The following is a 16,154-nucleotide window of genomic DNA, read 5'->3' as shown; positions in this document are numbered from 1 at the left end:
GACCGGCCTTTCAGAGCTGGAAGGTGGCGACGGCGGCGGCGGTGTCGGAGGGCCACTGGTCGGCGGCCGTGTTCGGCTCGGGCTGCGGCCAGTCGGCGACGAGCGTGTGCGCCTCGACGAGCTTCAGCGGTCCGGCGTACTGGACGGCGTCGATGCGGTCCTGCGGCTCCGGCCGGTCGCCGCGCCGCTTGCGGGTCGGCGACCAGGTGTTCCCCGGCACCTTGGCCGGGTCGGGGTGCTCCTCGCGGAAGGCGTCGGTCAGCCCGGCGTCCTGGAGCGCCTTGGTGACCGGCCAGTTCAGCGGGCCGACGCCGTGGTGCGCGGCGGCGGTGGCGGCCGTCCAGTCCAGGTGGGAGGGCGAGGAGAGCGCGCCGGCCAGCACCACCGGCAGGTGCCGGGCGAGGTCCGCGCGGACGGCGGCGGCCAGGGCGGTGGCCTGCCGGAAGCGGAGCGAGGCCCGCTCGGCGGCCTCCACCTGGGCGGCGCCCTGCCCGTCCTGGACGGCGTACGGGCCGTAGCCGGCCTCGTCGAGGTGCGCGGCCCAGAACCGGACGGTGCGGCCGCCGGGCAGCTGCAGGGTGGCCGCGGCGGCGGGCAGGTCGGCGGTGACCGGGGTGACGTCGGCGAGCGGGTGGCGGCTGAGGATGCCGACGCTGCCGGGGCTCTGGTAGGCGTACCAGCCGAGCGCGTCGGCCAGGGTCTTCGCCCGCTCGCCGGCGGTCTCCTGGAGGGCGAGCACGTCCAGGCCCTGGGCGAGGACGACGCGCAGCTGCTTCTCCAGCGCGTCGGTGTACCCGGCGCCGGCCTCGTGCAGGTTCCAGCTCGCGGCCTTGAGGCGCGGCGGGGCGGCCGGGTCGGCGACCGGGACGAGGACGGTGACGGTGTCGGTGGCGCCCGCGCCGTCCTTGACGCCGACGACGACGAGCTCCGGGTTCGGGCCGGCGGCGGGGGCGGTGCCGGTGAGGGTGCCGTCCGGGCTGACGGCGGCCCAGGCCGCGCCGCCGAGCTTGCGGTAGGTCGCGGAGCCGGGCGGGTTGCCGGCCGGGCGGGACCACAGGCCGCCGAGCTTGACGGTCACTCGCGCGCCGGGGGCGACGGGGGCGGTGGTGAGGGCGTCCACGGCCGCGTGCGGGCGGACCACGGCGGGCTTGGGCCGGAAGGCGAACGGCGCGGTCTGCGCGAGGACGCCGTAGCCGTCCTTGGCCAGCAGGTAGGCGGTGTACGGGCCGCCGGTCAGCGCGGAGGTGTCGAGCTGGACGTCGCCGGAGGTGCCGGGGGTGTACTTCCACAGCAGTGAGGAGCCGGTGCCGGGTTGGCGGCTGCCGTCGTAGACGCCCACCCAGTTCTTGGCGTCGGGGGCGTCGGTGGTCCAGTGGAAGGTGAGCCGGTCGCCTTCGGCGGGATCGGCGGAGGTGGTGAGGGTCAGGGCGCTGCCTGCGGCCACGGTTGTCCTGTCCGCCGCCCGGGGCCCGGTCCGCCGGGGGACGGCGCCGGGGCCGCGCGCGGCTGGTCACGGAGGCTGGGAGGAGGGAGCACCGCAGTTGGCTGTACAACTGCGGGCGGGCCTCATTCATCCGAAAGCCAGCGACCGGGGCGTGAACGGCGCGTGACGGAGCGTCGGGCGGTTCGCGAACTCCATGGCGAGTGCCCCCGGTCCGGCCGGGCCGGGCCCTCGAAGGCGGCGCGCGGGGCAGGAAACGGGGCGGCGCGCGGCGAAGGGCCGCGACGGGAATCCTCCGTCGCGGCCCTTCGGGGCGTTCGTCAGGCCAGGGCCAGGAACAGCTTCTCCAGCTCGGCCTCGCTCATCGGCGGGGCGTCCTCGTCGGCGGCGGCCATGCACTGGCGCATCCCGCTGGCGACGATCTTGAATCCGGCCCGGTCCAGGGCCCGCGACACGGCGGCGAGCTGGGTGACCACGTCCTTGCAGTCACGACCCGCCTCGATCATCGCGATCACGCCGGCCAGCTGGCCCTGCGCGCGCCGAAGCCGGTTCAGGACCGCGCCGACCGATTCCTCGTCCACCTGCATCCCGGGCCGCCTTTCACCTCGACTATCCGGTGACAAGTGTACCCGGTGGGGTATCCATTCCCGTGCGGTCCGGAGCTGGGCCGGGCCGGAACCAATCCGGAACCGGTCCGGAGCCGCCTCAGCGGCGGGCCAGGCGGCGCTCGCCGCCGGCGCCGGTCTCGTACGGCAGCTCGTAGTGCGCGAACACGGCCGGCTCGTCCCCGGCGGGCAGGATGTCGTCGGTGCCGATCGCCGGGGCCTGCCGGACCAGGGCGCGCGGGTACGCCACCCGCAGGTAGCCGGGGCCCGCCACCGCGTCGAGCAGCGGGACGAAGGCCAGGCGGCGCCGGGTGAGCATGCCGACCGTCACGGTGGCGAAGAACGGCTCGTCGCTCGCCGTCTCCACGTAGACGGACTCCAGCGTGCCGATCCGACGGTCCTTCTCGTCGACCACCGGCTGGCCGCGCCACTCCCGGATGTCTGCCATCGCGATCGCCACGGGCCGGACCTCCTGCCTGCCGCCGGTCCACCACCGACCCTCCCATCCTGCGCCGCTCCGGGCGGAGCCGCGCGGCGGGGGCCGGGCGGGGGCCCGGGCCGGGGCTCCGCTACGCCGGGCGGCCGGGCGGGACGAGGCCGGACTGGTAGGCGATGGCGACCAGTTGGGCCCGGTCGCGGGCGTCGAGCTTGGCCATCGCCCGGTGCACGTGGGTGCGCACGGTGAACGGGCTGACGAACATCCGCTCCGCGATCTCCTCGTTGGTGAGCCCGGTGGCGGCCATCGCCATGACCTCGCGCTCGCGGGCGGTGAGGACGGCGAGCCGTTCGGCGGGCGCGGCGACGGCCGGGTCGGGCTGGGCGAGCAGCTGGTCGATGACCGCGCGGGTGGCGGCGGGCGAGAGCAGCTTGTCGCCGGCCGCCACGGTGCGGACGGCGGCGAGCAGCTCCTTCGGGTCGGCGCCCTTGCCGAGGAAGCCGCCGGCCCCCGCGCGCAGCGCCTGGGCCACGTACTCGTCGATCTCGAAGGTGGTGAGGATGAGCACCCGGGTGCCGGACAGCTCCGCGTCGCCGCAGATCGCGGCGGTGGCGCCGAGGCCGTCCGCGCCGGGCATCCGGATGTCCATCAGGACGACGTCGGGCCGGGTGGCGCGGGCGAGCTCGACCGCCTCGCGGCCGTCCGCGGCCTCGCCGACGACCTCCATGTCGTCCTCGGCGTCGATCAGCACCCGGAAGGCGCCGCGCAGCAGGGCCTGGTCGTCGGCGAGCAGTACGCGGATGGTCATGCGGCGTGGTCCTTGTCGTGCGGGGCGGTGGGGGCGTCGCGGCTGCCGGTGCGCAGCGGCAGTTCGGCGGTGACCAGGAAGCCGCCGTCCGGCCGGTGGTCGGCGCTGAGCCGGCCGCCGACCGCGCCGGCCCGTTCGCGCATGCCGATCAGGCCGAAGCCGCTCTCGCCCGGGGCCGGCGGGGGCAGCGGGACGGGCCGGCGGGCCGGGCCCGGACGGCCGTTGGCGACGCTGAGGGCGACCCGGCTGCCGCGGTAGGCGAGGGTGACCTCGGCGTCGGCGCCGCGGGCGTGCTTGGCGACGTTGGTCAGCGACTCCTGGACGATCCGGAAGGCGGTCAGGTCGACGCCCGGGGACAGCGGCCGGGCCTCCCCCTCGACGGTCAGCCGCACGGGCAGGCCGGCCCGCTCGAAGCTGTTGATCAGCTCGGGCAGCCGGTCGAGGCCGGGGGCGGGTTCGAGCGGGGCGCGCTCCTCGGCGCGGCGCAGCAGGCCGACGGTGGCGCGCAGTTCCTGGAGGGCGGAGCCGGTGGCGTCGGTGATGTGGCTGAGCACCTCGCGGGCCTGGGCGGGGTGGCTGTCCATGAGGTGGACGGCGATGCCGGCCTGGGCGTTGGCGAGGGCGATGTGGTGGGCGACGACGTCGTGCAGGTCGCGGGCGATCCGGATGCGTTCGTCGGCGACGCGCCGACGGGCCTCCTCCTCGCGGGTGCGCTCGGCGCGTTCGGCGCGTTCCTCGATGGCGGCGAGGTGGGCGCGGCGGTTGCGGATGTTGTCGCCGAGGGCGCCGGGCAGCAGGGCCCAGGCGAGGACGCCGATCCGTTCGCCGATCGGGCCGCCAGGGCCGAAGACCAGGGTCATGCCGGTGAGCAGGGCGGCCGTGGCGACGGAGGCGCGCAGGGCGGTGACGCGGTCGGTGCGGACGGCGAGGAAGTAGAGCGCGAGCAGCAGCGGGGTGGCCAGCATGGGGGTGAGCCGGGGGCTGGTCACGCTGAGCACCATGGTGCTCACCAGGGTGACGGCGACCACGGCGTACGGGTGGCGGCGGTGTGCGAAGACGGCGGCGGCGGAGACCAGGGCGAGGACGGCGGTGACCGGGTCCGGGGTGACGAAGCGGCCGTTGTACTGGTCGGCGGTGGCACCGAGGGCGGTGATCGCGACCAGCGCCACGCCGCCCACGGTGTCGAGCAGCCGGGGGTGGCCGCGGCGCAGGCGCTGCCAGGTGTCGCTCATGGTCGGGGTCTCCGGGTCGGGATGCCGGTCGGGGGCCGTCCGGTGGGACGGCCCCCTTCAGCAACGGTAACGGTCCGCGCTCGAATGTCTCTCCGAGCCGGCCGTGGCCGCACGGGTCGGATGGTGCCGGGTCAGACCGAGACGGGCTCCCGGGCCGGGGCCGGTTCGGAGGCCGCCGTGTGCAGCTTGCTGCCCTCGACGTCGACGTCCGGGAGCAGCCGGTCGAGCCAGCGGGGCAGCCACCAGGCGCGGCGGCCGAGCAGGGCGAGCACGGCCGGGACGATCGTCATCCGGACCACGAAGGCGTCGAAGGCGACGGCCGCGGCGAGGCCCAGGCCCATCATCTTGATCATCGGCTCGCTCATGCCGATGAAGCCCGCGAAGACGGCGATCATGATGAAGGCGGCGGCGGTGACCACCCGGGCGTTGTGCCGGAAGCCGGTGACGATCGCCTCGCCCGGGCTCTCGCCGTGCACGAAGCCCTCGCGGATCCGGGTGACCAGGAACACCTCGTAGTCCATGGCCAGGCCGAAGACCACTCCGATCATGAAGATCGGCATCATGCTCATCACCGGGCCGGTCTGCTGCACGCCGATCAGGTCGGCCAGCCAGCCCCACTGGAACACCGCGACGACGGCGCCGAGCGCGGCGGCCACCGAGAGCAGGAAGCCGAGCGCCGCCTTCAGCGGGACGAGGACGGAGCGGAACACCACGAGCAGCAGCAGGACGGCCAGGCCGACGACCACGGCGAGGTAGGGCAGCAGCGCGTCGCTGAGCTTCTGCGAGACGTCGATGTTCATCGCCGTCGTGCCGCTGACCAGGACGGTCGCGCCGGTGGCGGTCTTCAGGCCGGCCGCGTGGCCGCGGATGGCGTGCACCAGGTCCTTGGTCGCGGCGTCGCTCGGGCCGGTCGCCGGGATCGCGTTGACCAGGGCGGTGTCCCCCGCCTTGTTGAACATCGGCGGCGTCACCGTGACCACCCCGGGCAGGCCGGAGACGGTCTTGGCGACCTCGTTCGCGGCGCCCTTCGGGTCGGCCGTGCCCTTGGCGTCGACCAGGACGGTCAGCGGGCCGTTGAAGCCGGGGCCGAAGCCGTCCGACAGCAGGTCGTAGGCGCGGCGCTGGGTGGTGGAGGTCGGCTTGGACTCGTCGCCGGGCAGGCCGAGGTTCAGGTCCAGGGCGGGGGCGGCGAGCACGCCGAGCGCGATCACGCCGCCGAGCAGCACCGCGAGCGGGCGGCGCAGCACGAACCGGGCCCAGCGGGCGCCGCCGTTGTCCCCGGTCGGGCGCGCGGCGCCCTCGGGGGCCTTGCGGACCTTGCGGGGCAGCACCCGGCGGCCGATGAAGCCGAGCAGCGCGGGCACCAGGGTGAGCGCGACCAGGACGGCGATCACAACGGTGCCGGCGGCGGCCATGCCCATCTTGGCGAGCATCGGGATGCCGACCACGGAGAGCCCGGCGAGGGCGATCACCACGGTGAGGCCGGCGAACACCACCGCCGAGCCCGCGGTGCCGACCGCCCGGCCGGCCGCCTCGCTCGGCTGGCGGCCCTCGGCCAGTTCGGCACGGTAACGGGACACGATGAACACCGCGTAGTCGATGCCGACCGCGAGGCCGAGCATCATCGCGAGCGTGCCGGTCGTGCTGGACAGACCGAGGGTGCTGCCGAGCGCGGTGATCAGCGACATGCCGAGGCCGACGCCGACCACGGCGGTGAGCAGCGGCAGGCCGGCGGCGACCAGCGAGCCGAAGGTGATCACCAGGACGACGGCGGACAGCGCCATGCCGATCGCCTCGCTGCTGCCGCCCGCCTCGGGCTTGGCCATCAGCGCGGTGCCACCGACCTCGACCTTCAGCCCGGCGTCCCGGCCGTGCTGGGCGGCCTGCTCCAGGGCGGCGGTGGCGCCGTCGGACAGCTTGCCGGCCTTCACGGAGTAGCTGACCGTCGCGTACGCGGTGGTGCCGTCCTTGGAGACGGCGTGCGCCTGGAACGGGTCGACCGCGCCGGTGACCTGCTCGGCGTGCGCGAGCTCGGCGACGGTGCGCTGCACGGCCTGCTGGTTGGGCGCGGCGGTGATCTTCTGGCCGTCCGGCGCGACGAACACCAGGCGGGCCGAGGCGCCGTCCGCGTGGCCGCCCGGGAAGCGCTCGTTCATGAGGTCGAAGGCCTGCTGCGCCTCCGTGCCGGGCATCGCGAACCCGTCGTCGGGCGCAGCGGGCGCCTTGGCCGCGAGCACTCCGCCGACGGCCAGCACGGCGACCCACAGCAGGGTCACCAGCTTGCGCCGGGCGAAGGCCCATCGGCCCAGGCGGTACAGGAACGTGGCCACGGGGTGCGGCCTCCTTCGGGTTCGGTGCACGGTCGCGAGAAAACACGCCGCGAGCGGCCCAGGCGCCGGTCCCGGCGCGGTCCGCCCGCAGCATGTCCCATCCTTCGCCGCCGACCCCTTCTCCGTCGTCGTCCCTGCGCAGGCCGTTTGCCCACCGCCGCCGTACTGCGGACGCAGTACGCGAGCGGTACTCACGGAGGAGGGGAGGCCCGCGTCACCCGTGCGGGGGCGACGACGGGCCGCACCCGGGCGGGCGAAGTAGCGTGATGTGACCGTGGCCCGACCGTCCGACGGACGGTTCGGTACGACCTGACCCCGATCGGTGCTGACCCCAGCCCGCCGCCGGAGGTGCCCCATGGGCGTTCCAGCCGCCCGCATCGTGTTCGACGAGAACGACCGCGCGGCCGTCGCCGAGGCGGTGACGGAGATGCTCAGCACCGGCGCCCTCACCCTCGGCCCGTGGACCGAGCGGTTCGAGCAGGCCTTCGCCGCCGAGCACGGCGCCTCGCACGCCGTCGCGGTCAGCAGCGGTACGGCCGCGCTGGAGGTGATCCTGCGCACCGTCGACGTCCGCGGCCGCGACGTCGTCCTGCCCGCCGTCACCTTCTACGCGACCGCCGGCGCCGTCCTGCACGCCGGCGGGCGGCCGGTGTTCGCCGACGTCGACCCGGACACCCTGGCGCTCTCCCCCGGGACTCTGGAGGCGGCGCTCACCCCGGACACCGCCGCCGTCGTCCTCGTCCACATCGGCGGGCTGATCACCCCGCGGGTCGCGGAGCTGCGCGCGCTGTGCGACGGGCGCGGCATCCCGCTGGTCGAGGACGCCGCGCACGCCCACGGCAGCAGCCTCGGCGGGCGCTGCGCCGGGACCTTCGGCCTCGCCGGGGCGTTCTCGTTCTACCCGACCAAGGTCACCACCAGCGGCGAGGGCGGCATGATCCTCACCGAGTCGCCGGAGCTGCGCGACGAGGCCCGGATCTACCGCGACCAGGGCAAGGGCTCGTTCACCACCAACCACCACGTGCTGCTCGGCCACGCCTGGCGGATGAGCGAACTGCACGCGGCCACCGGCGCCGTGCACCTGCGCCGGCTCAAGGAGTTCATCGAGACCCGCCGGGCCGTCGCCCGCCGCTACGACACGGCGCTGGCCGGCCTCGACGGCCTGGAGCCGGTCCGCGAGCCGGCCGGCAGCCGCAGCAACTACTACAAGTACGTGGTGCTGCTGCCGCCCGGCACCGACCGGGCCGCGTTCAAGCGGGCCGTCGCCGAGGAGCACGGCGTACGGCTGTCCGGCGAGGTGTACGACCTGCCGCTGCACCTGCAGCCCGTCCTCGCGCCCTACCGGCGCGGGCCGCTGCCGGTGGCCGAGGACGTCTGCGCCCGGCAGGTCTGCCTGCCGGTGCACTCCGACATGACGGAGGACGAGACCGAGCAGGTGATCGAGGCCGTCTCGGCGGTGCACCGGCGGATGGCCGGCTAGCCGGCGCCCGGAGCAGTGCGGGAATCGAACCGGCGGGGAACGAAGGGAGCAGGACCGTGCGGATAGCCGTCACCGGGGGGTGCGGGTTCATCGGTTCACACGTCGTGGACCATCTGATCGCGGCCGGGCACGAGGTGCTGGCCGTGGACACCACCGACAAGTACCTCAACCCCGACGCCGAGCACGCGCGGATCGACGTGCTCGACCTGCCGGCGCTCACCGCCGCGCTGGCCGGCAGCGAGGTGGTCTACCACCTCGCCGCGATGGCCGACGTCGAACAGGTCACCGCCGACCCGGTGGGCGCCGTGCGCGCCAACATCGACGGCACCGAGGCCGTCCTGGAGGCCGCCCGGCGCAGCGGCCTCAGCCGGACCGTCCTCGCCAGCACCGTCTGGGTCTACGGCGCCGCCGTCACCGACACCCAACTCGACGGCGAAGAGCAGGAGTTGGACGAGCACGTGCCGATCGCGCTGGAGCACAGCGGCCACCTGTACGTGGCCACCAAGCTCGCCGCCGAGCTGCTCGTGCACAGCTACCGCGAGCTGTACGGCCAGCACTTCACCATCCTGCGCTTCGGCATCCCGTACGGGCCGCGGATGCGCGACGAGCTGGTCGTCGCCCGGTTCGTCCAGGCCGCGCTGGCCGGGCGGCCGATCACCATCGCCGGGGACGGCAGGCAGAGCCGCAACTTCGTCTACGTCGAGGACCTCGCCGACGCGCACGTGCGGGCCCTCTCCCCCGCCGCCGAGGACCAGACCTTCGCCCTGGAGGGCTCCACCGCCGTCTCGGTGCGCGGCATCGCCGACACCGTCGACGACCTGCTCGGGCCCGTCACCATCGAGCACATCCCCGGCCGCAAGGCCGACTACGCGAGCCGGCGGATCTCCTCCGCCCAGGCGAAGCGGCTGCTGGGCTGGTCGCCGCGGACCAACTTCGCTGAGGGCGTGCGGCGTTACGCCGACTGGTACCGGGCCGACCAGGCCGCCCGGGCCCTCGACGCCGACTGACCCGGGGGCCGCGGTGCCGCACGCCCTGCTGGTCTCCGGCTCGCTCGGCCAGGGCCACGACGTGATGGCACAGGGCTGCGCGGACACCCTGCGCGCACGCGGCTGGACCACCGACACCGTCGACGCCATGGCCCTGCTCGGGCAGCGCTCCGGCGCCGCCGGGGAGGCCGTCTTCCGGCGGCTGCTCGGCCTGCCCGGCGTGTACGACGCGTTCCACTTCTCGGCGCTGCGCCCCGGCGCCCGGATCGCGCTGCTCGCCGACGCCGCCGCCCGGGCCCGACTCGTGCCGGCGCTGCGGGAGTTGGTGGCGGCGCAGCGGCCGCGGCTGGTCGTGTCGGTGTTCGCCACCGCGACCTCGGCGGTCAACGCGCTGGCGGGGCGCGGTCCCGGACGCGGGCAGGGCCACGGCTTTCGGCACGTGGTGTTCTGCACGGACGTGACGCCGCACCGGCTGTGGGTGCAGGAGGGCACCGACCTGTTCCTGGTCACCTCCGAGGTCGCCGCCTGCGCCGTGCGCCGCTACCGGCCGGAGGCCGCCGTCGCCGTCCTGCCCGCGCCGCTGCGCGCGCCGTTCTACCACCCGCCCGAACGGGCTGCGGCCCGGGCCGAGTTCGGGGTGCCGGCAAACGCCCGGTGCGTGCTGCTGATGTCCGGCGCGTGGGGGCTCGGGCCGGTCGCCCGCACCGCCGCCGCGCTCGCGGCCGCCGGGCCGCACGTGCTGGCCGTCGCCGGGCGCAACCGGGAGCTCGAACGACGGCTGCGGGCCGCCGCCCGGCGCGAGCCACGGCTGCTGCCGTTCGGCTACACCGACCGGGTGCCCGCGCTGATGGCCGCCGCCGACCTGGTGGTCACCAGCTCCGGCGACACCTGCAGCGAGGCCCGCGCGCTCGGGCGGCGCCTGCTGCTCCTCGACATCGTCCAGGGGCACGGGCGGGACAACCTGCAGCACGAGCTGGAGCTCGGCCACGCGGACGTGGCCTCCGCCCGCCCGGCCGAGGTGGTCCGCAACGCGCTCGCCGCCCTCGACCGGCCCGGGCCCGCCCCCTCCCCCGGCGCCACCCCGGACGCCTGGCGGGCGGGATTCGGGGCGGCGCTGGGGCGGTTGGGGCTGGGGTAGCGGCCGGGTCAGTGCAGGCCGACGGTGTTGGAGCAGGTCAGGGTGCCGCTGACGGTGCCCGTCGCGCCCTTGTCGTCCGTGACCGGCAGGCCGGTGAGCTTGGCGCTGTCGCCGGTGCGGCTCGCGTGCTCGCCGACCGGCGCCTTGCCCTTCCAGGTGGAGATGCGGTTACCGTCCTTGGTGGTCAGCAGCAGCTGGGCCTCGCCGTCCTTGAACATCAGCGTGGTGACCACGACGTTGTCGCCCCTGGGGAACGGGCTGATCGTCAGCCAGCCGGTCGGCTTGGCCTCGCCGACACAGCTGACCATGCTGTACTCGTAGCTGCCACCGCCACCGGACGCGGTCAGGGTCAGCGAGCGGGTGTCGGCGGCCACCCCGGGGGTGTGCGCGGCACTGGGGGCGGCGGACGGCGTCGCCGGGGCCGTGGTCGCGTCGGTGCCGGTGGGCGCGGCGGCGGGCGAACCGGCGGCGGCCGAGGTCGGGGCAGCGGCGGAAGTCGGTTCGGCGGCCTTGGACTTGGAGTCCGAGCTGCCGCAGCCGGCCACGGCGAGGGCGGCGAGCCCGGCGGCCGCGACGGCCAGGAGTCGACGGCTGCTGCCGGCGGTGTGGTTCACGTAGGTTTCCCCCGATTCGTCCCCGGGCCCGGCCGGGCCCTCCGCGCGCACTGTACGCCCTGACGACGCGTCCGTTGCCCGCGGTGGTTCCCGAACGGCTCGACGGGTCAGGGAAGTTCGGGCCGGGTCAGCGCCCGGTGGGCGGGCTCGCCGGTGGCGCGGGCGTACGCCAGCCGCTCGCGGACCTCGCGCACCGTCCGGGGGCGCCAACCCGGGCCGCCGCAGCAGGTCTTGTGGAAGGCGATGCCCGCGTTCAGCAGGACGGACAGGGTCCGCCAGCCGGCGGTGTCGCGGCGCTTGGGCGCGGCGAAGGCCGAGCCCGCGTGGATCATCGGCCGCGCGCAGCGCGGGCAGAGCCGTTCGCGCCACGAGTCGTAGGGCTTCTTGTAGGAGGCCCGGCAGGGCAGGCAGACGTAGGAGGTCTTCGCGTGGGCCATGGCGGGGATCCTAGCCGGAGGCGGGGCCGGCTGTGCGGCCCTGGCTCGGTCAGCGCACGGTCGGCGGCGGGACGGCGTGGTCGCGCAGCGGGCCCAGGGTGAGACCGTGGGCGCGGCAGTGGGCGGCGATCGCCGGGAGGGCGGCCAGAGTGGCGCGCCAGGAGCCGGGGGCGGAGGTGCAGTCGGAGTCGTGCAGGAGCAGGGTGGCGCCGCCGGTGAGGCCGGGGCGGGCGGTCGCGTAGACGGTGGCGCCGGTGGCCTCGGCCGTCCAGTCGCGGCCCCAGGCCGTCCACAGCACGCTGCGCAGGCCGAGGCGCCGGGCGGCGAGCGCCGGGCCGGCCGTCAGCACGCCGTACGGCGGGCGGTACCAGAGCGGCCGGGCGCCGCAGAGCTCGGTGACGGCGTCCCGGGTGCGGCGCAGTTCGCGCAGGTCGCGGGTCGGCGCCGGGTACCACTGCTGCCGGTGGTGCCAGCCGTGGACGGCGACCTCGTGGCCGCGCCGGACGAGTTCGCGACCGAGCCCGGGGGCGCGTTCGAGCATCGCGCCGAGCAGGAAGAAGGTGGCACGGGCGTCGAGTTCGTCGAGCGCGTCGAGGATGTACGGGGTGCTGCGCGGGTCGGGGCCGTCGTCGAAGGTGAGCGCGAGGTGGCGCGGGTCGGTGCCGCAGCCGGCGGTGCGGCGGGCCAGCGTGCGGCGCAGCGGCGGCAGGCGGACGGCGGCCGGGGCGAGGTGCAGGAACTCGACGGCGGCCGCGCCGAGGGCGAGGGCCTTGACGGGTGCGTCCATGCGCGGGGCTCGGGGCGGCTCAGCCGAAGCGGGAGGCCATCCGGCGGAACACGCCGGGGGCGGCGCCGTGGATGCGGGCCGGGAAGCCGAGCCAGTGCGGCACGTAGAGGCGGTCGCGTTCGGTGGTGATGCCGGCGACGACGGCCTCCGCGACCCGGTCGGCGGGCACCGGGCGCGGGCGCTCGCGCTGGTAGGGGGTGCCGCGCCGGTCGAAGAAGGGGGTGTCGACGGCGCCGGGCAGCACGAGCCGCACGCCGACGCCGGTGCCGCGCAGCTCGTACCAGAGGCTCTCGGCGAACATCGCGAGGCCGCCCTTGGTCGCCGCGTAGCCGGACTCGTCGCGCACGCCGACCTGGCCGGCGATCGAACCGAGCAGCACGATCCGGCCGTGGCGGCGCTCCAGCATGCCGGGCAGCAGGAGGCGGACCAGACGCAGCGGGGCGCCGAAGTTGACCTCGATCAGCCGGTCCAGGGTGTCGGAGGGGGTCTGCGCGTAGGGGCCGCGCCAGCCGAGGCCGGCGCTGGCGACGAGGGCGTCGACCCGGCCGGCCTCGGCCAGGGCCGCTTCGGCCAGGCGGCGCGGGCCGTCCGGTTTGCCGAGGTCCTCCGGGAGGGCGCGGCCGCCGGTCTGGTCGGCGAGCTCGTCCAGGCGGGTGCGGTCGGTGCCGGAGAGGAGGGTGAGCCAGCCGGCGTCGGCCAGCCGGGTGGCCGTGGCGCGGCCGATGCCGGAGGAGGCGCCGGTGATCAGCGCGACGGGGCGGGCGGCCGGCGGGGTGGCCGGATCGGCGGCCGGCGGGGTGGCCGGGCCGGTGGTCGGTCGCGTGGGCGGGCGGTCGGCGCGGGCCGACCGGGGGGATCCGGGCTGGGCTTCCTCCGCCATCGCGCACCTGCCGCTCCGTGGACGTCCTCGCGTGGACGTCCTGCCGTCCGCTGCGCCGTCCGATTTGTCCGGCACGTCACCTTCGCACGGCGCGGCCGTCCGGGCTACCGGGGCGGGGCGGCCGGCTCGGCCGCCCCGGCACCCGGCCGGACGGCGGCGGGTTCGGCCGATTCGCCCTCCAGCTCGCCGAAGCGGGACAGCAGGAAGGTGCCGCCCACCGCCACCGCGAAGCCCAGCAGGGCGCACCAGGCGTAGCCGGGGCGCGCGGCGTCGCCGAGCGCCGTCACCCCGACCAGCGCCGGGCCGAAGGTCTCGGCGACCGTCCCGGCGGCGGTCGCCGCCGTCACCGTGCCGCGCTGCAGGGCCAGGGCGTAGGCGAGGTAGCCGCCGAGACCCCCGGCCACCAGGGCGTACGCGGCCGGGTCGGTCAGCACGGCGGCGAGGCTCGACGCGTCCAGCACCCGTACGGCCAGGCTGGTGACCCCGAAGCCCACACCCGCCATCAGGCCCAGCCCGGCCGCCGCCACCGTGCCCTCCCGGCGCACCAGCACCAGGGTGGCGAGCAGCATCACGGCGGTCGTGCCCAGCAGCGCCCAGTGGAACGCGGGCGGGGCGTACTCCCGGCCCTCCCGGCCGGAGCCGAGCGCGAGCAGGGTCAGGCCCAGCACGACCGCGAGGATGCCGGCCAGGTCACCGCGCCGCAGCCGGGCGCCGAGCATCCAGACGGCGGCGAGCGCGGTGACCGCCAGGCTGGCGTTGGTGACGGCCTGCACGAGGAACAGCGGCAGGGAACGCAGCGCGACGATGCTCAGCGCGAATCCGAGGATGTCGAGCAGGGTGCCGAGCACGAACTGCCAGGAGCGGACCAACGCGGCGAGCAGCCCCGCTCGCACCCGGTCCGCCCGGGGCGCGGAGCGGGCCCCGCGCGCCTGGAAGACCGCCCCGAAGCCGAAGCAGACGGTCGCGACCAGCGCGGTGGTGAGTCCCAGCAGCATGCCTCTCCCAGCCTCGCGGGGCAGCATCGGTCCACCACCAGTCTGGGCCCGGTGCGGCGGGGGCGCACGGGTGGGGCGGAAGGGGGTGGTCCGGGATGCCTGGCCGGGGCCGCCGCCGGGGGTCGAGCGGGTGCTCGGCCTCGGCGACGGCGGGGCCGGCCGGGGTCAGCCGAGGGCGGTGGCGAGCAGGGTGGCGGTGCGGGACAGGAGGGGCTCGTCCTTGGGGGCTGCCGGGTCGGGCTTGGTGGCGAGGACGGCGAGGACGATCGGGGTGCCGTCGGTGGTCCAGGTGATGCCGGCGTCGTTGGTGGTGCCGTGGCGGCCGGTGCCGGTCTTGTCGGCGAGGCGCCAGTCCGCGGGCAGGCCCTCGCGGAAGCGGTGGGTGCTGGTGGTGTTGGCGAGCAGCCAGGTGGTGAGGCGGCGGCGCTGGGCGGGCGGCAGGGCGTGGCCGAGGACGAGCCGGCGGTAGCCGCGGGCGATGGCGTGCGGGGTGGTGGTGTCGGTGACGCGGTCGGGCTCGGCGGAGTTGAGGTCGGGTTCCCAGCGGTCGAGCCGGGTGACGCGGTCGCCGATCGAGCGGCAGAACCGGGTGACGGCGGTGGGGCCGCCGAGCTGTCGCAGCAGCAGGTTGGCCGCGGCGTTGTCGCTCTGGTCGATGGCGGCCGCGCACAGCTCGCCGACGGTCATGCCGTTGGCGAGGTTCTGCGGGAGGCCGGTGACGGGGGCGCCGCCGGAGGCCGTCACGTCCTCCTGGGTGTAGCGGATGCGGCGGGCGAGGAAGTCGCCGTCGTGGTCGAGGTCGCGCAGGACGGCGGCGACGGCGAAGGTCTTGAACAGCGAGCACATCGGGAAGAGCTCGTCGGCGCGGTGGCGGACGGTGCGGCCGGTGCGCAGGTTGCGGGCGTAGACGCCGAGGCGGGCGCCGTGCTGCTGTTCGAGCTCGGCCAGGCCGCGGGCGACGTCGCCGGTGGCCGCCTGGGCCGGGGCTCCGCTGCCGAGGGCGAGGGCCGCGGCCGCCGTGGCGCCGATGGTCAGGGCGGCGCGGCGGGTGTGCGCGGTGCCGGAGGGGTTCTGATGCATGAACCAGGAGACGCCGGACGGGGCCGGACGGTTCGTCAGCGGAGCGGCTCGGCGGCGTTTCGGGCCGCGATCGCCACCCCCGCGTACTGGGCGGCGTCGGCGGCCGCGACCGGGGGGTCGGCCGGGGTGGGCCGCCACTCGGGGGTGGGGACGACGCCGGGGTCGAGCAGGGTCCAGCCGTCGAAGAAGCGGGTGACCTCGGCGCGGGTGCGCGCCTGGACGGCGGTGCCGGCGGCGGCGTAGACCCGGACCACCCGGTCGATGTCCTCGGGCGTGAACTCGGGGGTGACGTGGCTGATCACGAGCGCGCTGCCGGGGGCGAGGGCGGACTTGAAGTGCTCGACGATCCCATACGCGCCGCGGGCGTCGGGCACGAAGTGCAGCAGGGCGATCAGGGAGAGCGCGACGGGGCGGTCGAGGTCGATGGTCGCGCGCAGGCCGGGCGCGTCGAGCAGCCGCCCGGGGTCGGTGACGTCCGCTTCCACGTAGGCGGTGCGGCCCTCGCGGGTGCCGGTGAGCAGGGCCTGGGCGTGCGCGAGGACGATCGGGTCGTTGTCGGCGTAGACGACGCGGGCGCGCGGGTCGACGCCCTGGGCGATCTCGTGCAGGTTGGGCGGGGTCGGGATGCCGGTGCCGATGTCGAGGAACTGGTCGATCCCGGCCCGGGCGAGGGCGCGGGTGGCGCGGTGCATGAAGGAGCGGTTGGCGCGGGCGGCGGAGCGCGCCCAGGGGGCGACGGCGAGGGCGTGGCCGGCGGCTTCGCGGTCGGCCGCGAAGTTGGTGCAGCCGCCGAGGTAGTAGTCGTACATCCGGGCCGAGTGCGGCACGTTCAGCCGCAGGTCGACTCCGTCGTAGCGGTTCATTCCGGCCCCCTCGGCCTTCGGGCCGCACGGTTCGCGGGCCCG

General features: G+C 76.0%; 16 protein-coding genes. 3 read left to right on the top strand and 13 right to left on the bottom strand.

All coding sequences use genetic code 11. From position 1 onward, the window contains the following. Positions 1-10: 10 nt before the first annotated feature. The 6 genes from ACPC54_RS20110 to ACPC54_RS20085 all read right to left on the bottom strand — a co-directional run bounded on the left by ACPC54_RS20110 (position 11) and on the right by ACPC54_RS20085 (position 6,852). On the bottom strand, positions 11-1,444 hold the full coding sequence (locus ACPC54_RS20110) for an endonuclease/exonuclease/phosphatase family protein (RefSeq protein WP_498966424.1): 1,434 nt from the start codon (positions 1,442-1,444) through the stop codon (positions 11-13). Between the two features lie 317 nt (positions 1,445-1,761). Further along, complete coding sequence (locus ACPC54_RS20105; protein ID WP_498966423.1) at positions 1,762-2,028, bottom strand: metal-sensitive transcriptional regulator; 267 nt, start codon at positions 2,026-2,028, stop codon at positions 1,762-1,764. A gap of 118 nt (positions 2,029-2,146) precedes the next feature. Further along, positions 2,147-2,494, bottom strand: coding sequence for a PRC-barrel domain-containing protein (locus tag ACPC54_RS20100; RefSeq protein WP_498966556.1), 348 nt, complete (start codon positions 2,492-2,494; stop codon positions 2,147-2,149). Between the two features lie 121 nt (positions 2,495-2,615). After that, positions 2,616-3,290 (bottom strand): response regulator transcription factor, encoded by a 675-nt coding sequence (locus ACPC54_RS20095; RefSeq protein ID WP_498966422.1) that lies wholly within the window; start codon positions 3,288-3,290, stop codon positions 2,616-2,618. Next, positions 3,287-4,522: a sensor histidine kinase gene (locus tag ACPC54_RS20090; RefSeq protein WP_498966420.1), complete on the bottom strand. Its 1,236-nt coding sequence runs from the start codon at positions 4,520-4,522 to the stop codon at positions 3,287-3,289. Before ACPC54_RS20090 ends, ACPC54_RS20095 begins: the two co-directional genes overlap by 4 nt. A gap of 131 nt (positions 4,523-4,653) precedes the next feature. Continuing rightward, positions 4,654-6,852, bottom strand: a complete 2,199-nt coding sequence (locus ACPC54_RS20085; RefSeq protein WP_498966418.1) for an MMPL family transporter — start codon at positions 6,850-6,852, stop codon at positions 4,654-4,656. Between the two features lie 355 nt (positions 6,853-7,207). On the opposite strand from ACPC54_RS20085, the gene ACPC54_RS20080 reads away from it, so the two are divergent. Genes ACPC54_RS20080 through ACPC54_RS20070 form a run of 3 tightly spaced genes read left to right on the top strand, consistent with a single transcriptional unit; the run spans position 7,208 to position 10,456 of the window. Further along, positions 7,208-8,332 (top strand): DegT/DnrJ/EryC1/StrS family aminotransferase, encoded by a 1,125-nt coding sequence (locus ACPC54_RS20080; RefSeq protein ID WP_498966416.1) that lies wholly within the window; start codon positions 7,208-7,210, stop codon positions 8,330-8,332. Positions 8,333-8,388: 56 nt separating this feature from the next. Further along, a complete protein-coding gene (locus ACPC54_RS20075) occupies positions 8,389-9,339 on the top strand; it encodes an NAD-dependent epimerase/dehydratase family protein (protein WP_498966414.1) in 951 nt (316 codons plus the stop codon). A 13-nt stretch (positions 9,340-9,352) separates the two neighbouring features. Then, entirely contained in the window at positions 9,353-10,456 is a 1,104-nt protein-coding gene (locus tag ACPC54_RS20070) for a glycosyltransferase family protein (RefSeq protein WP_498966412.1), read from the top strand. Positions 10,457-10,464: 8 nt separating this feature from the next. Here ACPC54_RS20070 and ACPC54_RS20065 read toward each other — a convergent pair whose 3' ends face one another. From ACPC54_RS20065 to ACPC54_RS20035, 7 genes are all read right to left on the bottom strand, one after another. Then, positions 10,465-11,070 carry a hypothetical protein gene (locus ACPC54_RS20065; protein ID WP_498966411.1) on the bottom strand — a complete coding sequence of 202 codons (606 nt, stop codon included), beginning with the start codon at positions 11,068-11,070 and terminating at the stop codon, positions 10,465-10,467. A gap of 107 nt (positions 11,071-11,177) precedes the next feature. Then, on the bottom strand, positions 11,178-11,507 hold the full coding sequence (locus ACPC54_RS20060) for a deoxyxylulose-5-phosphate synthase (protein ID WP_498966409.1): 330 nt from the start codon (positions 11,505-11,507) through the stop codon (positions 11,178-11,180). Between the two features lie 49 nt (positions 11,508-11,556). Continuing rightward, positions 11,557-12,294, bottom strand: a complete 738-nt coding sequence (locus tag ACPC54_RS20055; protein ID WP_498966408.1) for a polysaccharide deacetylase family protein — start codon at positions 12,292-12,294, stop codon at positions 11,557-11,559. A 19-nt stretch (positions 12,295-12,313) separates the two neighbouring features. After that, positions 12,314-13,174, bottom strand: coding sequence for an SDR family NAD(P)-dependent oxidoreductase (locus ACPC54_RS20050; protein WP_498966407.1), 861 nt, complete (start codon positions 13,172-13,174; stop codon positions 12,314-12,316). A gap of 104 nt (positions 13,175-13,278) precedes the next feature. Next, positions 13,279-14,169, bottom strand: coding sequence for a DMT family protein (locus ACPC54_RS20045; RefSeq protein WP_498966406.1), 891 nt, complete (start codon positions 14,167-14,169; stop codon positions 13,279-13,281). 165 nt (positions 14,170-14,334) lie between these two features. Beyond that, the gene (gene bla / locus ACPC54_RS20040; protein ID WP_498966404.1) at positions 14,335-15,249 is read right to left on the bottom strand and encodes a class A beta-lactamase; all 915 of its coding nucleotides are present in this window, start codon (positions 15,247-15,249) and stop codon (positions 14,335-14,337) included. A 35-nt stretch (positions 15,250-15,284) separates the two neighbouring features. Continuing rightward, entirely contained in the window at positions 15,285-16,112 is an 828-nt protein-coding gene (locus tag ACPC54_RS20035; protein ID WP_498966403.1) for an SAM-dependent methyltransferase, read from the bottom strand. Between the last annotated feature and the right edge of the window lie 42 nt (positions 16,113-16,154).

This window comes from Kitasatospora sp. NPDC094028, assembly GCF_049543595.1.
In the GTDB taxonomy this organism is placed as follows: domain Bacteria; phylum Actinomycetota; class Actinomycetes; order Streptomycetales; family Streptomycetaceae; genus Kitasatospora.
The sequence above is the reverse complement of the archived record's forward strand: the minus strand, read 5'-3'. Positions and strand labels throughout refer to the sequence as shown.

Excerpts from the sequence above, each read along its gene's own strand:
- ACPC54_RS20105 (WP_498966423.1), bottom strand. The coding sequence starts at position 2,028 with ATGCAGGTGGACGAGGAATCGGTCGGCGCGGTCCTGAACCGGCTTCGG.
- ACPC54_RS20100 (WP_498966556.1), bottom strand. The coding sequence starts at position 2,494 with ATGGCAGACATCCGGGAGTGGCGCGGCCAGCCGGTGGTCGACGAGAAG.
- ACPC54_RS20095 (WP_498966422.1), bottom strand. The coding sequence starts at position 3,290 with ATGACCATCCGCGTACTGCTCGCCGACGACCAGGCCCTGCTGCGCGGC.
- ACPC54_RS20090 (WP_498966420.1), bottom strand. The coding sequence starts at position 4,522 with ATGAGCGACACCTGGCAGCGCCTGCGCCGCGGCCACCCCCGGCTGCTC.
- ACPC54_RS20080 (WP_498966416.1), top strand. The coding sequence starts at position 7,208 with ATGGGCGTTCCAGCCGCCCGCATCGTGTTCGACGAGAACGACCGCGCG.
- ACPC54_RS20060 (WP_498966409.1), bottom strand. The coding sequence starts at position 11,507 with ATGGCCCACGCGAAGACCTCCTACGTCTGCCTGCCCTGCCGGGCCTCC.
- ACPC54_RS20055 (WP_498966408.1), bottom strand. The coding sequence starts at position 12,294 with ATGGACGCACCCGTCAAGGCCCTCGCCCTCGGCGCGGCCGCCGTCGAG.
- ACPC54_RS20050 (WP_498966407.1), bottom strand. The coding sequence starts at position 13,174 with ATGGCGGAGGAAGCCCAGCCCGGATCCCCCCGGTCGGCCCGCGCCGAC.
- ACPC54_RS20045 (WP_498966406.1), bottom strand. The coding sequence starts at position 14,169 with ATGCTGCTGGGACTCACCACCGCGCTGGTCGCGACCGTCTGCTTCGGC.
- bla (WP_498966404.1), bottom strand. The coding sequence starts at position 15,249 with ATGCATCAGAACCCCTCCGGCACCGCGCACACCCGCCGCGCCGCCCTG.
- ACPC54_RS20035 (WP_498966403.1), bottom strand. The coding sequence starts at position 16,112 with ATGAACCGCTACGACGGAGTCGACCTGCGGCTGAACGTGCCGCACTCG.